Origin of the sequence: Aureimonas mangrovi (assembly GCF_014058705.1) — a bacterium.
In the GTDB taxonomy this organism is placed as follows: domain Bacteria; phylum Pseudomonadota; class Alphaproteobacteria; order Rhizobiales; family Rhizobiaceae; genus Aureimonas; species Aureimonas mangrovi.
In genome coordinates, this window is the sequence record NZ_CP059692.1 from 3,305,100 (window position 1) to 3,318,952 (window position 13,853).

Below are 13,853 nucleotides of genomic sequence, written 5' to 3' on the forward strand. Positions count from 1 at the left end.
AGAAGAGGGAGTGGACCATTGAAGATCGCGAACATCAAAGCGACCCTGCACAGGCACGAGATCGACCTTCCCGGCATCGGGGAGTCGATCGAGTCCCGAATGTTCGTCTTCGTTGAGGTCGAGACGGATGATGGACTGAAGGGCATGGGGTGTACCGGGCAGTTCCTGCCCTGGTCGACCATCCCGTGCATCGAGAACCACATCTTCCCGCTGATCAAGGGGATGGACCCAGTCCACACCGAGGCGATCCACTCCAAGGTCTGGAAACAGCTCAACAATCGCGCTTACACCGGCGTCATCTCCAATGCCCTCTCGGCCATCGACATCGCCTTGTGGGACATTCGCGGCAAGGCCGAGAACCGGTCGATCTCCGAACTTCTCGGGGGTTATAGCCGCGAGGCCTATACCTACGCGACCTTCGGCTATCCGTTCTTCGACGAGGATCAGATCGCCGAGTACGCCAAGAAGTTCCTGGCCGACGGTCACACTATGCTGAAGATGGTGGTGGGTGGCGAACCGACCCGCACTTGGAAGGACGACGTACGGCGCGTGCGCGCCGCTCGTGACGCCATCGGCCCCGACGTCGACCTGATGATCGACGCCAATTGCTGGTTCAATCCGCACGACGCCTTCATGCTCGCGAAGGGGGTCGAGGAACTGAATCTGAAGTGGTTCGAGGAGCCGATCCAGCAGAACGACGCGCGCGCCCTCGCCGATCTGCGTTCACGCGTCCAGGTCCCGATCGCCGCAGGCCAGATGGAGGGCAATCGCTGGCGTTTCCGCGAGCTTGTCGTCCATCACGCGGTCGACGTGCTACAGCCGAATGTCCTCTACAACGGCGGCTATACGGAAGCTCTCAAAGCGGCCTATCTCGCTCAAGCCTTCAACCTGCCGATGGCCAATGGCGGGGGTTGGCCGATCTTCAACATGCATATTCTCGCCGGCGTCATGAACGGTGGTCCAGTGGAATTCCATTACGGAATGTGGATGACCGGCAAGCACTTCTTCGACGGAACGCCCGATCCGGTGAACGGCAAGATGACGATCCCCGACGCGCCCGGCCTCGGCTTCACCCCGAACTACGACGCCCTGAAGGACGGGCGGATCACCGATCCGTCGAAGTCCCGTTTCGAGGGCCGCGACGCGCACGGCTATCTGCTGCGCGAGACGATCGAGGGCAAACGCCAAGCGGCGGGATGACCTGGTGCGCCCCGTTCGGGAGGGCGGGGCGCACGCAACACAGCCAAGATCATCAACAGGGAGGAGACCACTATGAGCATTTTCGATCGCATGCGCATGGGCCGCATCGCCGGCCTCGGCACGCTCGCGCTGTCGGGCGCCCTCTTGGCCGGCCCCGTCGCCGCGCAGGACTATCCTCAGCGGGACATCCAGATGATCATCCCCTTCGGGGTCGGCGGCGGCAGCGACACGCTCGCGCGCACCATCGCCAACGTGATCTCCGAACTCGATCTCCTGCCTGTCTCCATCCTGCCGGAGAACCGGCCGGGTGGCAGCGGCGCGATCGGCTACGGCACCGTCGCACAGCAGAGCGGCAACCCCTACGTGATCGCGACCGTCAGCGTCAGCTTCTTCACAACGCCGCTCCTCGGCGCCTCACCGGTGAACTACGAGGATTTCACCCCGCTCGCGGCGATCGCCTATTCGCCCTACGTCCTCGCGGTTCGCTCCGATTCGCCCTATCAGACACTGGAAGACATGTCTGGTGCGGAGCGCTTGACCACATCCACCGTCGGCGTCGTGTCGGATGCAGCTCTTCTGGCGAGGATGGTGTCGAACGAGCTCGACGTGCAGATCGATGCCGTGCCCTTCGACGGAGAGGGAGAGGCGCTGGCGGCGGTCCTTGGCGGTCATGTCGATTTCGTCTTCATGAACCCGAGCGAAGTCATGGCGCAGGTGGATGCCGGAGCTATGCGGCCGCTCGCCGTCTCTGCTGCCGAGCGCATCGCTGCTCTCCCCGACACGCCGTCCTTTAGGGAACTCGGCTATGAGATCGAGCACGTCCAACTGCGTGGGCTGGTGATGCCCGGCGATGTTGAGCAGGAAGTCGTGGCCTACTGGAATGGCGTTCTTCGGCAGGTCGCCGAAAGCGATGCGTGGCGTGAGCAGTACATCGAGCGCTATAACGATGAGGCGGCCTTCCTGCCGGCCGAGGAGTTCGGCCCGCTCATCGAGCAGACCAACCAGCGCTACGAGACGATCATGCGCGATCTCGGCCTCCTCTAGCTCGCGCGTCCGGGCTTCGGCCCGGATGCCTCTCGTCAGGAAACGCATCGCGGAGGAAAGGCCATGACGACGAACCGCGCAGACCAGATTTTCGCGGTCCTCCTGATCCTTCTGGGCTGCTACGTCGTGTGGTCCGGGATCGGCTACGGCTACATGGCGGGCACGGCGCCCGGCGCAGGGTTCTTCCCGGTGATCCTCGGCATCGCTATCGCGATGCTCAGCGTCGTCAACCTACTGCGCAGCCTTTTGGGGGCCGAGCAATTGACGAAGGGGATCGAATCCAGAGATTTGGCCAAGATAGCGGGCGTAACCGTGGCCCTCGTCCTTCTGATCGTCGCAACCCCCTATGTCGGCATCACCGTCGCCTCGATCGGATTGATGCTGGCGATCGCCCTCATCATCAGGCCTTCCGCCGAACCCGCCTACTTGTCACGCATCGTCGCGTGCAGCGTCTTCGTACCGCTGTTCTGTCGGGTCGCCTTCGGCAACTGGCTGAACATCCCCCTGCCGACCGGCCCCTTCGGCCTCTGATCCGGCGAGGTCGAAGGCCGCCTGTAGTCGCGCGCGTCCGTTGGGCAGGGAAGCCCGGCGACATGCGAAAACGCGGCCCATTCGCTCTTGGGAGGAGAAAGATCGATGGACACCTTCTGGCTCATGGCCGACGGCATTGCGGCGGCCGCTGCCCCGACGACCCTTCTGGCGACGTTGTTCGGCGTAGTGATCGGCCTGCTGATTGGAGCCCTGCCTGGCCTCGGCCCGTCAGCCGGCGTCGCCATTATGCTGCCGGTCGCGGTCGGCCTCGGAGGCGTTCCGGCGCTCGCCTGCCTCGCAGGCGTCTACTACGGCTCGATGTTCGGCGGCGCGATCACTTCCATCCTTCTGGGGATTCCGGGCGATCCGCCCTCGGTGATGACCATCGTGGACGGATACCCGATGGCCAAGAAGGGGCAGGCCGGGCGGGCGCTCGGCATGAGTGTCTTCGCCTCCTTCTTCGGCGGCCTCCTCGGTCTCGTCGCGCTGGTCTACCTGTCGGCCCCCATCGCGAGCATGGCCCTTGCGATCGGGCCGACCGAGATGACCGCCATCATGGCGTTCTCGCTCTCATTGGTGAGCGTCCTAGGCGGGCGAAACGCGATCAAGGGCTTCGTTGCTCTGGCCCTCGGCTTCTGGCTCGGCACGGTCGGCCTCGACCCCATCGCTGGGCCGGTGCGTTTCACCTTCGGCTCGATGGATCTGTTCGACGGGCTGGAATTTTCGGTCGTCGCCGTCGGCCTTTTCGGCCTGACGGCGATGTTCATGAGCCTGAACGTGAATGTCGACCGGGAACTCCAATCGTTCAAGTTCTCGAGCCTGCTGCCGCGCTTTTCGGATGCAGTTAAGTCGCGCTGGGAACTGCTTCAGGGGTCGGGAACCGGCTTTCTCGTGGGCGTTCTGCCGGGCATCGGGGCAACGGCCGCGACGATGATGTCCTACGCGCTCGCCAAGCGCTTCTCCAAGAGGCCGGAACTCTTCGGCACAGGCATCGTGCAAGGCGTTGCGGCGCCGGAGGCCGCGAACAACAGTGCCTCCTACGCATCGATGATCCCGCTCTTCACCCTCGGCATTCCCGGCTCGGCGACGACGGCGGTGATGATGGGCGGGCTATTGATGCTCGGCCTCCAGCCGGGGCCCCTGCTCTTCGTCAACAATGGCGACTTCATCTGGGCCGTCTTCGGCAGTTTCTGGATCGGCAATCTGATGCTGGTCTTCTTGACGCTGCTTCTGACGCCGGCTCTCGCGGCCGTGCTCTTCGTCTCGACCGCGATCCTCTATCCGATCGTCTTCACCATCATCGTCTTCGGCGTCTATGCGATCGACTACTCGATGACCGGCCTCGTCGTGGCGCTGGCCGCCGGCGTGGTCGGGCTCGTCCTCCTCAAGCTCGACTATCCCCCCGTCCCGCTTGTTCTCGGCCTCATCCTCGGCCCAATGCTCGAGCGCAACATCCGGCGCACGATGATCCAGTCGCAGGGGGATCTGACTGTATTCGTGGAGCGGCCCATCGCCCTCGTCCTCTTCCTGATGACAATCGCGGTCCTGCTGCTCCCCCTCGCCTTGCGGCTGGCGAACCGAAAGAAGATCGCCAGCGACGACGACGACGTCTGATCGTCCGCCGCGAAACGAACGAAAGGCATGCGATGTCCGAACGGCACTACGACTACTGCGTGATTGGCGGCGGCATTGTCGGCCTCGCGTCGGCGCTCGAACTGACAGAGCGCGAGCCCGCCGCGCGTGTCGTGCTGCTGGAGAAGGAAGCTGATTTCGGCCTTCACCAGACTGGCCATAACAGCGGCGTGATCCACGCCGGCATTTACTACCAGCCGGGTTCGCTGAAGGCCCGTTTGTGTCGCGACGGCGCCGAGGCGACGAAACGCTTCTGCGGCGAAAACGCTATCCCCTTCGAGACCTGCGGCAAGCTGCTCGTCGCCACAAATCGGAAAGAGCTGGAGCGCATGGCGGCGCTAGAGACGCGCGCGACCGACAACGACATCGACCATGAACCGGTCTCGGCTTCGCGGCTGCGCGAGATTGAGCCCAACATCGCCGGCGTCGGCGCTTTGCTCATCCGCGCCACCGGCATCGTCGACTATCGCCGTATCTGTCTCGCCATGGCCGAACGCCTGCGAGAGCGCGGCGCGGCGCTTCTCCTGCGAACACGCGCCACCGCGATCCGTGAGGAGGAGACGCGAGTCGTTGTCGGCGTCGACGAGGCTGACGGCTTCACGGCAGGCCGCCTGATCGCGTGTGCCGGGCTCCAATCCGATCGCATCGCGCGGCTTGCGGGGCTCGACGTGACGCATCAGATCGTGCCGTTCCGCGGCGAATACTACACGCTACCGCCCGAGAAGTCAGGCATCGTGAAGCACCTGATCTACCCGGTTCCCGATCCCGACCTACCGTTCCTCGGCATTCATCTGACACGGATGATCGACGGCCGCGTCACGGTCGGCCCGAACGCAGTGCTCGGCTTTGCGCGAGAGGGCTACGCCAAGGGCAGCGTCAGGCCCGGCGACGTCGCGGCAATGGCCGGTTTCAAGGGCTTCTGGTCCATGGCACGCAAGAACTGGCGCTCCGGTGCCGCCGAGTTCGTCAATTCCGCATCGCGTCGGCGCTACCTGGAACAGTGCCGCAAATACTGCCCGAGCCTGACTATCAACGATCTCGGCACGCCTGGAGCAGGCATCCGTGCCCAGGCAATTCTAGCGGACGGCACGCTCGTCCACGATTTCTTGTTCCTGGAAAGCGAGCGTATGCTGCACGTGTGCAACGCCCCTTCCCCTGCCGCCACTTCGGCCATGCCGATCGCCTCGATGATCGTCGACAGGCTCACGGCGCGCTGAAAGTGCGCGCGCGGAAAAGAAGCGCCGGTCCGGCGCTCCTTTCATTCCGCTGCCTCACGCGCTGGTCAGACGGGGGCAGCCTTCCACGCTTCGTAACGTGCCTTCGTCTCCTCGTTCATTGGATAGAGGCCCGGAAGTGGAATGCCGCGGTCCACCTCAGTCATGATCCAAGCCTCCATGCGCTCCTGTTCCGGCGCTTCTGCGAGAACTTGGTCGAGATAGGCGGCCGGAATGAGGACGGCACCGTCATCGTCCACGACCACAACGTCGTCGGGGAACACGGCGACACCGCCGCAGGCGATCGGCTCCTGCCAACCGACGAAGGTCAGCCCAGCGACGGAGGGCGGGGCTGCAATGCCGTCGCACCACACGGAGAGGTTCGAGGCGAGAACGCCTTCTGCGTCGCGCATCACACCGTCGGTGACGAGCCCAGCTACACCACGCTTCTTCATCCTCGAGCAGAGAATATCGCCGAAGATGCCGGCATCGAGAACGCCCATCGCGTCGGCCACGGCCACGACGCCTTCGGGCATCGCCTCGATCGCGGCTCGCGTCGAGATCGGCGAGGCCCAGCTGGCGGGCGTCGCCAGATCCTCCCGTGCTGGCACAAATCGCAGCGTGAAGGCCGGGCCGACGACCCGGCCTTGACCGGGCTTCAGCGGCTTGGTGCCACGCATCCACACGTTGCGAAGGCCCTTCTTCAGCAGCACCGTGGTCAGCGTGGCGGTCGAAACGCCCTTCAGCGTTTCAGCGGCCTTGGAATCGAGGGGCATGCCGGTTCTCCTTCAGATACTGGGAATGAGGCCGCCGTCGATCCGCACGACGGAGCCGGTGAGATAGGATGCCTGCGTGCTCGCAAGAAAGGCGACCACGGCCCCGTATTCGTCAGGACTGCCGTAGCGACCGACGGGGATGGACGCGGTGCTCTCGGCGCTCACCTCTTCGACCGAGCGGCCCTCGCGCTTGGCTTTCTGCTCGTCGAGAAAGGTGATGCGTCCGGTGGCGATGCGCCCGGGCAGAACGATGTTGGCCGTGACGCCGTCGCGGCCGACTTCGCGGGCCAGGGTCTTCGACCATCCGACGAGCGCCAAGCGCAGGGCATTCGAGATGCCGAGGTTGGGGATCGGAGCGACGACGCCCGAAGAGGTCGAGGTAATGACGCGGCCCCATCCACGCCGGCGCATTCCAGGAAGCACCGCATCCGTAACGGCGATCACGGAGCGCACCATCTCTTCGAAATAGCGCGACCACTGGTCCGGCGCCTGTCCGGAGGCCGACGTCGGCGGCGGCCCACCGGTGTTGTTGATAAGGATGTCGACCGGGCCGAACTCCCGTTCAATCAAGGCGATGTTTTGCGTGATCAGCGACAGATCGGCGATGTTCCAAACCATCACCATCGCGCTTCCGCCTGCCTTCGACACTGCTTCCTGAGTGCGGGCGGCTGCATCTGCGTCGATGTCGGCAACGACGACGCGCGCACCTTCTGCGGCGAGTTGCCGTGCGATGGCGCCACCAAGGCCGCCACCCGCGCCGAACACGAGCGCCGTCTTACCCTTGATTCCGAAATCCATGTTGTCTCCCCACGTCGTCGGCGAGGAGACTATCGCAGGGCGACTGAGGAAAAAGTCGTTTTTGCCAGCTTCATTCGATAGAAAAGGTCGATGGATACGCGGTTCCTTCAAACCTTTCTTTTCGTCGCGGAGCATGGCTCGCTTGCGGAGGCCTCGCGCCGCCTGAACATCACACCGGCCGCCGCTGCACAACGTATACAGGCGCTGGAGGCTGAGATCGGCCAGCCCCTTCTTGTGCGAGCCGGGCGCACGGTCCGGCCAACCGAGGCTGGTCTGTCGATCCTTTCTCAAAGCCGTCGAATCGTCTCCGACGTGAGGCAGCTGCGCAATCTAGCGGCAAGCGATCAACTGGCAGGCGAGTTGCGCCTCGGGGCGATCTCTACAGCGCTCACCGGGCTTCTTCCTGCAACGCTACGCGAGCTGCGCACCACCCTACCCGAGATTGAGGTATTCCTCCTGCCGGGCACGTCCAACCAACTCTACCCACAGCTTACGGACGGTGTGATCGACGCTGCCCTTTTGGTGCGTCCGCCTTTCGAACTGCCGAAGACGCTCGAATGGCGGCTGATGCGCTCGGAACCGCTGGTGTTCTTGTGCCCGTCGGCCTGGCGCAGGGAGGACATTCCCACTCTTCTAGCAACGCGCCCCTTCATTCGCTACGACCGAAGCAACTGGGGTGCGCGATTGTCCGAGGACTATCTCCACGCTATGTCCTACAACCCGCAAGAATGGCTCGAGCTCGACTCTTTAGAGGCGATCACAGTGCTCGTTAGCAACGAACTCGGAGTGTCGATCGTCCCCGATTGGCCACGCCCTTGGCCCGAGGGCATTGATGTGGCGCGACTTCCACTGCCGGAGGCGACGCGTCCTAGGGAAATCGGTTTCATCTGGCCCCGCGCTTCGCCAGCCGCTCGGTTGATAAAATTAATTGCCGAGAGAATGAATAAAACCGGCCCATAGAATATATTTACACGGGAAACACATAATATTCTTTAAAAAATAGATAATAATTAAATATATTGATCCTGCGATAGACGAGCTGCAGACCTTCGCAGAGTGACCAGGTCGAAAAAGATTTGGTTTGAGCAAAACTCACGAGCGCCGGTCTTGCCAGGCCAGCGGCTTCTCTCTCGGCCGCCTCGACGGGCGCTGAAACGCGGCGAAAAGATCAATGAAAAGAGAATGGTGATCCCAGTTGGATTCGAACCAACGACCCCCAGATTAGGAATCTGGTGCTCTATCCTGCTGAGCTATGGGACCCTCGACGCGCACCATAAGCCCTCGTGGCATGAAGGCAAGATCGAAGAAGGGGCTGCGCATCGCCGGTCGCCATCCTCGTCGTTTTGACCAGCGCGTGCCGACGAGATCAGGTCGACGCGGCGTTTGTCTTGCAGATGGACATCGTGCGGGACACTCGGGATCGAGGACTTCGATTCGATGGCGATGAACCGTCCGGTGCCCGAATTCGATCTGCGCGACAGCCGGCGGGATAAACGCCGGAAGCGGGCGCCGTCATCGTGATTCGAAGGCCGTTTCCTGCATCATGAGAATGGCGTGGCCGCGGCGCACGCGAGCGCCAACCGGCCCGGTCGCTTCGTTGGACTGGGTCAGCGTCGAAGCGAGCGGCAGGTCCACGTCGTGAAGGGACCATCTCGCGCCCGTCACGGTGAGCCCTTCGACATCGCCGAAGCGAAGAACCGAGAAGGTCTGCCCCTCCCGCGCCGCGATGGTGCGCATCTGTGGCCCGAGAGGAACGGCGCGTTCGACGCCGTCGAAGAGCTCGACGATCAGCCCCGCATCCGCCGCGCCGAGTGTCATCACCATGTTGGAGAAGGCGTGGTCGCTGCGCCCGCCAAGGCCGCCGATGACGAGAACGTCCCGCGCGCCGCGCTCCCGCGCTTCGGCGAGCGCCAGTTCGCCGTCCGTCGCGTCCTTCTCGGCCGGCCATTCCCGGCGCGGCGTCGCCGCGATACGCGGCGGCAGTGTCTCCGGCACGGAATCGAAGTCGCCGACCCAGATCTCGGGCTCGATCTCCAGCGGCATGGCATGGGCGATGCCGCCATCGGCCGCGATCACCCGCCGACCGGCGAGCGCTGCGAAAAGCGCAGGCGTCGCCGCCATGCGGCCAGCCAGAAGGAGAGCGAAACGGTCCATGAATGGCTCCTATAGAAGCGCTGTCGCCGCCGCAATCGAGGGACCTGCGCAGCGTAGGTAGAGCGCCCGTCCCTAATTCGGTCCGATTCTCCGCGCACGCACCAGCGCGGGAACGCGAGGGCTCGAAATGATCGAAACGGCGCCTGTTGCGTCCGCGTGCTTTCGCCGGCCTCGAGCCCGGCTATAGAATAGCGTTTTCGACGCGCGGGTTCGGGAAGGGTTTCCATGGGGGCGGAGTTGAAGGGCAACGAGACTGCGGCCGCAGGTCGGGGCGCCGTGCGCCGACGCGCGGGCATCTGCCTTGCCCTGTTCGCGGCCCTTTCCCTCGGCGCTTGCAACACTCTCGGCCAGAGCTTCGAGGAAGCGGCCGGCGAGGCCGAACTGCGCTCGGGCTATCTGCCCGGCGCCGCACGCCAGCCCGTCACCTTCGAGGGTATCCAGCAGAACGACCCGCAATCCTCGATCGGCCGCACGCAGCATCCGCGCATTCTCGCAGCCTATGGCGGCGCCTATTCGGATGAGCGTCTGGAGCGGACCATCGCCGGCATCGTCGGGCGATTGAGCTCGGTTTCGGACGATCCGGGCCGCGCCTATCGCATCACCATCCTGAACTCGCCCAACATCAACGCCTTCGCGCTGCCGGGGGGCTATCTCTACATCACCCGAGGGCTTCTGGCGCTGGCCAATGATTCGGCGGAGGTCGCGGCCGTGATCGCGCACGAGATGGCGCACGTCTCGGCCAATCACGGCATCGAGCGCCAGCAGCGCGAGGAAGCGGCCGAACTGGCGGGCCGCGTCGTCAACGAGGTGCTGTCGGGTGATACGGCGGGCCGCGCCGCGCTCGCGCGCGGGCGCCTCAGCCTCGCCAGCTTCTCGCGCAACCAGGAACTCCAGGCCGATGCGCTCGGCATCCGCCAGATCGGACGCGCCGGTTACGATGCGACGGCGGCCGCGCGGTTCCTGGGCGCGATGGAATCGTTCACCAGCTTCCGCAACGCCTTCCAGGCCAGCAACCCAGAGCTCGACTTCCTCGCCTCCCATCCGGCCGCCCCGCAGCGCGTGCAACTGGCCAACCAGCACGCGGCCGAATTCGCCTCGCAGACCGGAGCGACCGACCGCGACCGCTATCTCGACGGCATCGACGGCATGCTGTTCGGCGACACGGCCGCCGAGGGCTATGTGCGGGAACGCTCCTTCTTCCATCCCGCGCTCGGAATCGGCTTCACGGTGCCGGAGGGCTTTATCATCGACAACACCGCCGAGGCGGTGCTCGCGACCGGGCCCGGCGACGTGGCGATCCGCTTCGACGGTGTCGCACTTCCCCAGCGAACCAGCCTGACCGACTATATCGGCAGCGGCTGGATCGGCGGGCTCGACCGCTCGACGATCCGCACGATGCGTATCGGCGATCTCGAAGCGGCGTCGGCGCAGGCTGCAGGTGGATCCTACGTCTTCGACGTTACGGTGGTCCGGGTCGGCGGGCAGGTCTACCGGTTCCTCACGGCGCTGCCGGCGGCCTCCTCGGACCGGCTGGAGCCGATCGCACGGCAGATGTCCTCGTCCTTCCGTATGCTTTCGGCACAGGAACGCGAGGCGCTGAAGCCGCTGCGCATCCGCGTCGTCACCGCGAGGGCCGGCGACACGCAGAACTCGATCGCGTCGCGCATGGTTGGCGTCGACCGGCGCGTCGAACTCTTCCGGCTCCTGAACGGGCTGGAGGGCGGCGGCACCGTGCGGCCGGGCGAGCGCTACAAGATCATCGCCGAATAGGTGCCTAACGGAAATAATAAAAAAGGCCGCCCCCGAGGGCGGCCCTTTTTATTCCAGCGTATCGAAACGAGATCAGCTTACATAAGCGGCCTGATCGGGGTTGGTTTGGAGCAGCGCGGCACGAAGCTTCTCGAGAGCGCGCGTCTCGATCTGGCGCACGCGCTCCTTCGAGATGCCGAGCTTGGAGCCCAGGGCCTCCAGCGTCGCGCCGTCGTCCTGCAGGCGGCGCTCGCGGATGATCTTCAATTCGCGCTCGGACAGAACGTCGAGCGCATCGTGCAGCCAATGGACACGGCGCTCGTCATCAATCGAAGCCGAAACCATCTCGTCCGGCAGGGGATCGCCGGCGACGAGGAAATCCTGCCGGTCCGCGCTGCCCGACTCATCTTCCATCAGCGGCGCGTTCAACGAGGAATCCGGGCCCGAAAGGCGCGAGTCCATCAGGGCGACGTCGCTCTCGGAAACCTTCAGCGCCGTCGCGATCTCGCGGTACATCGCCGTGCCGGAGAGGCTCTCGGAGCCTTGGCTAAGACGGGCGCGCAGGCGGCGCAGATTGAAGAACAGGGCCTTTTGAGCCGAGGACGTACCGCCCCGCACGATCGACCAGTTGCGAAGGATGTAGTCCTGGATCGAGGCGCGGATCCACCAAGTCGCGTAGGTGGAGAAGCGCACCTCGCGCTCGGGTTCAAAGCGGGCCGCGGCCTCCAGAAGGCCGACATGGCCTTCCTGGATGAGGTCGTTCATGGCCAGACCGAAATGCCGGAACTTCGAGGCCATCGAGATCACCAGGCGCATATGCGCCGAGGTGATCTTGTGCAGGGCATCCTGGTCGCGCATTTCCTTCCAGCGAATGGCGAGCTCGTATTCCTCCTCGCGCTGCAGATAGGGCGCTGCCATTGCTGCGCGGATCATGACACGGCGTGCGGACTGGGATTTCATGAGTTCCAACCTTCCGGATCGCTGGGCTTCTGGCGATGGAAGACGCCGTTGCCGCGAGTGGACGCCGACGCCTGTGTCTGTTCACAACAGCGCGAAGAGCCAAACGTTCCGGGAAGGGAAAACTTTTTTGCGCGATGTAGAGGAGAGCGCAGAAAAGACAATGGCGGCCACTTCGGGCCGCCATCACGTTATTCAGCACTAGCAGGCGTAGCCCGCAAAGAAAAGGCCGACTGCGCGAGCAGCCGGCCTTTTCAGCATTCGCGGTAGAAAGGCGCTGCCTCAGGCAGCCTTCTCCTGCTCGGCCGGCTCCACGCCGTCCTCGTCCTCGGCGTCCACCTCGGCCTCGGCCTTGGCGCCGCGCTTGGGCCCCTTGGCGAGGTTGAGCTCGATCAGGCGCACGCCCTCGGTCTCGGAGACCTCGTTCACGGCCGCGATCTCGCGGGCCATCCGCCCGAGGGCCGCCTCGTAAAGCTGGCGCTCGGAATAGGACTGCTCAGGCTGCGAATCGGCTCGGTAGAGATCGCGCACGACCTCGGCGATCTGGATCAGGTCACCGGAGTTGATCTTCGCATCATATTCCTGCGCCCGGCGGCTCCACATGGTCTTCTTCACGCGGGCGCGACCTTGCACGACCTTGAGCGCGCGATCCACGAAGTCCGTCTCGGAGAGCTTGCGCATGCCCACGCTCTCGGCCTTGGCCACCGGCACCTTCAGGCGCATCTTGTCTTTCTCGAAGTCGATAACGAACAGCTCGAGCTTCATGCCCGCGACTTCCTGCTCCTCGATCGCCACGATCTGGCCCACGCCGTGGGCCGGGTAGACGATGCTCTCGCCGGTCTTGAAACCCTGACGCTGGGAGGTCTTCTTCTGGATGCTCATACGCTTGATCAAACTCCCTATTGTGCCGAGCCGCGACAGCCGCTAGGCACGGGGACGACGAAAAACCGTCGCCGGTTTGTGAGAGCACCACCGACAGGTGGGCAACAGGCCGATCCGCACGAATGCGCACGCAAGAACGCTGGCGGATAAGCCAGTGCCCCTTGTCCCGAGTTGACGAAGAAAACGCCTTTCGGACGTGCCGAGAATACCGAGCCCTAACGGCTCGCCATCATGCCGGCGTTCGACTGTTGCAGAAATAATACCTTATCGCAGCGCGAATTTCAACAAAATTGCTGCGGGTGCGCGCGCGTGCCCGCCTCCCCTTGCCGGGATCCCTAACGCCGCCCTGACGCGGCCGCTGCGAATGAAGCGGTCTGGTGGCGCTTCACACTCTCATCACCCTTTGGCGATGCGCCCGTCAATCGCCCTGGCCCGGCTCCGGGGAAAAGAATTCCTCGAACTTGCCGGTCTTGCCATCGAACTCCTTCGCGTCGGCGGGGGCTTCCCGCTTCACCGTGATGTTCGGCCAGGCGGAAGCGTATTGCGCGTTGACCTTCAACCACTTGTCAAGGTTGGGCTCGGTATCGGGGCTGATCGCCTCGGCCGGGCATTCGGGCTCGCACACACCGCAATCGATGCACTCGTCGGGATGGATGACGAGCATGTTCTCGCCTTCGTAGAAGCAGTCCACCGGACAGACTTCGACGCAATCCATGTATTTGCAGCGAATGCAGTTGTCTGTGACGACGTAGGTCATGGCAGGCCTTGAACGATGGTGCGGCCGGCGCGGCGCAGCGCGCGGACAGTCTTCTGGCGCGGGGTCACGCCCTGCTTGCTCACAGAATGCTCCACGCGCCAGCCGAGGTAGCCCCTGGGAACCGCAGTTGCAAGGGACAAGCTTTGCGCCGAACGCTGC

General features: G+C 64.1%; 13 protein-coding genes and 1 tRNA gene. 7 read left to right on the top strand and 7 right to left on the bottom strand.

All coding sequences use genetic code 11. The features are described from left to right. Positions 1-18 precede the first annotated feature (18 nt). The 5 genes from H1343_RS16005 to lhgO all read left to right on the top strand — a co-directional run bounded on the left by H1343_RS16005 (position 19) and on the right by lhgO (position 5,624). Positions 19-1,200 (top strand): mandelate racemase/muconate lactonizing enzyme family protein, encoded by a 1,182-nt coding sequence (locus H1343_RS16005; RefSeq protein WP_185983819.1) that lies wholly within the window; start codon positions 19-21, stop codon positions 1,198-1,200. A 72-nt stretch (positions 1,201-1,272) separates the two neighbouring features. Next, positions 1,273-2,244, top strand: coding sequence for a Bug family tripartite tricarboxylate transporter substrate binding protein (locus H1343_RS16010; protein ID WP_185983820.1), 972 nt, complete (start codon positions 1,273-1,275; stop codon positions 2,242-2,244). Between the two features lie 63 nt (positions 2,245-2,307). Further along, positions 2,308-2,775, top strand: coding sequence for a tripartite tricarboxylate transporter TctB family protein (locus tag H1343_RS16015; protein ID WP_185983821.1), 468 nt, complete (start codon positions 2,308-2,310; stop codon positions 2,773-2,775). Positions 2,776-2,880: 105 nt separating this feature from the next. Further along, a complete protein-coding gene (locus H1343_RS16020) occupies positions 2,881-4,389 on the top strand; it encodes a tripartite tricarboxylate transporter permease (RefSeq protein ID WP_185983822.1) in 1,509 nt (502 codons plus the stop codon). A 32-nt stretch (positions 4,390-4,421) separates the two neighbouring features. Then, a complete protein-coding gene (gene lhgO, locus H1343_RS16025; protein ID WP_185983823.1) occupies positions 4,422-5,624 on the top strand; it encodes an L-2-hydroxyglutarate oxidase in 1,203 nt (400 codons plus the stop codon). Positions 5,625-5,689: 65 nt separating this feature from the next. Here lhgO and H1343_RS16030 read toward each other — a convergent pair whose 3' ends face one another. Both H1343_RS16030 and H1343_RS16035 read right to left on the bottom strand, forming a co-directional pair. Further along, positions 5,690-6,397 carry a ribonuclease activity regulator RraA gene (locus H1343_RS16030; protein WP_185983824.1) on the bottom strand — a complete coding sequence of 236 codons (708 nt, stop codon included), beginning with the start codon at positions 6,395-6,397 and terminating at the stop codon, positions 5,690-5,692. Positions 6,398-6,409: 12 nt separating this feature from the next. Continuing rightward, a complete protein-coding gene (locus tag H1343_RS16035) occupies positions 6,410-7,195 on the bottom strand; it encodes an SDR family oxidoreductase (protein WP_185985718.1) in 786 nt (261 codons plus the stop codon). A 90-nt stretch (positions 7,196-7,285) separates the two neighbouring features. On the opposite strand from H1343_RS16035, the gene H1343_RS16040 reads away from it, so the two are divergent. After that, a complete protein-coding gene (locus H1343_RS16040; protein ID WP_185983825.1) occupies positions 7,286-8,155 on the top strand; it encodes a LysR family transcriptional regulator in 870 nt (289 codons plus the stop codon). Positions 8,156-8,378: 223 nt separating this feature from the next. Here H1343_RS16040 and H1343_RS16045 read toward each other — a convergent pair. Then, a tRNA-Arg gene (locus H1343_RS16045) sits at positions 8,379-8,455 on the bottom strand. Positions 8,456-8,707: 252 nt separating this feature from the next. After that, positions 8,708-9,349, bottom strand: coding sequence for a thiamine diphosphokinase (locus tag H1343_RS16050; protein ID WP_185983826.1), 642 nt, complete (start codon positions 9,347-9,349; stop codon positions 8,708-8,710). 225 nt (positions 9,350-9,574) lie between these two features. Here H1343_RS16050 and H1343_RS16055 point away from each other — a divergent pair, with 225 nt between their 5' ends. After that, positions 9,575-11,119 carry a M48 family metalloprotease gene (locus H1343_RS16055; protein WP_185983827.1) on the top strand — a complete coding sequence of 515 codons (1,545 nt, stop codon included), beginning with the start codon at positions 9,575-9,577 and terminating at the stop codon, positions 11,117-11,119. Positions 11,120-11,191: 72 nt separating this feature from the next. Here the strand turns inward: H1343_RS16055 and H1343_RS16060 are convergent, their stop codons facing one another. From H1343_RS16060 to fdxA, 3 genes are all read right to left on the bottom strand, one after another. Further along, positions 11,192-12,058: an RNA polymerase factor sigma-32 gene (locus H1343_RS16060; RefSeq protein WP_185983828.1), complete on the bottom strand. Its 867-nt coding sequence runs from the start codon at positions 12,056-12,058 to the stop codon at positions 11,192-11,194. A gap of 279 nt (positions 12,059-12,337) precedes the next feature. Then, entirely contained in the window at positions 12,338-12,937 is a 600-nt protein-coding gene (locus tag H1343_RS16065) for a CarD family transcriptional regulator (protein ID WP_185983829.1), read from the bottom strand. 418 nt (positions 12,938-13,355) lie between these two features. Then, complete coding sequence (gene fdxA, locus H1343_RS16070; protein ID WP_185983830.1) at positions 13,356-13,694, bottom strand: ferredoxin FdxA; 339 nt, start codon at positions 13,692-13,694, stop codon at positions 13,356-13,358. Positions 13,695-13,853: the final 159 nt, after the last annotated feature.

What these genes read in the sequence shown, in the direction of transcription:
- H1343_RS16010 (WP_185983820.1), top strand. Translation starts at nt 1,273, where the DNA reads ATGAGCATTTTCGATCGCATGCGCATGGGCCGCATCGCCGGCCTCGGC.
- H1343_RS16015 (WP_185983821.1), top strand. Translation starts at nt 2,308, where the DNA reads ATGACGACGAACCGCGCAGACCAGATTTTCGCGGTCCTCCTGATCCTT.
- H1343_RS16020 (WP_185983822.1), top strand. Translation starts at nt 2,881, where the DNA reads ATGGACACCTTCTGGCTCATGGCCGACGGCATTGCGGCGGCCGCTGCC.
- lhgO (WP_185983823.1), top strand. Translation starts at nt 4,422, where the DNA reads ATGTCCGAACGGCACTACGACTACTGCGTGATTGGCGGCGGCATTGTC.
- H1343_RS16030 (WP_185983824.1), bottom strand. Translation starts at nt 6,397, where the DNA reads ATGCCCCTCGATTCCAAGGCCGCTGAAACGCTGAAGGGCGTTTCGACC.
- H1343_RS16035 (WP_185985718.1), bottom strand. Translation starts at nt 7,195, where the DNA reads ATGGATTTCGGAATCAAGGGTAAGACGGCGCTCGTGTTCGGCGCGGGT.
- H1343_RS16040 (WP_185983825.1), top strand. Translation starts at nt 7,286, where the DNA reads ATGGATACGCGGTTCCTTCAAACCTTTCTTTTCGTCGCGGAGCATGGC.
- H1343_RS16050 (WP_185983826.1), bottom strand. Translation starts at nt 9,349, where the DNA reads ATGGACCGTTTCGCTCTCCTTCTGGCTGGCCGCATGGCGGCGACGCCT.
- H1343_RS16055 (WP_185983827.1), top strand. Translation starts at nt 9,575, where the DNA reads ATGGGGGCGGAGTTGAAGGGCAACGAGACTGCGGCCGCAGGTCGGGGC.
- H1343_RS16060 (WP_185983828.1), bottom strand. Translation starts at nt 12,058, where the DNA reads ATGAAATCCCAGTCCGCACGCCGTGTCATGATCCGCGCAGCAATGGCA.
- H1343_RS16065 (WP_185983829.1), bottom strand. Translation starts at nt 12,937, where the DNA reads ATGAGCATCCAGAAGAAGACCTCCCAGCGTCAGGGTTTCAAGACCGGC.
- fdxA (WP_185983830.1), bottom strand. Translation starts at nt 13,694, where the DNA reads ATGACCTACGTCGTCACAGACAACTGCATTCGCTGCAAATACATGGAT.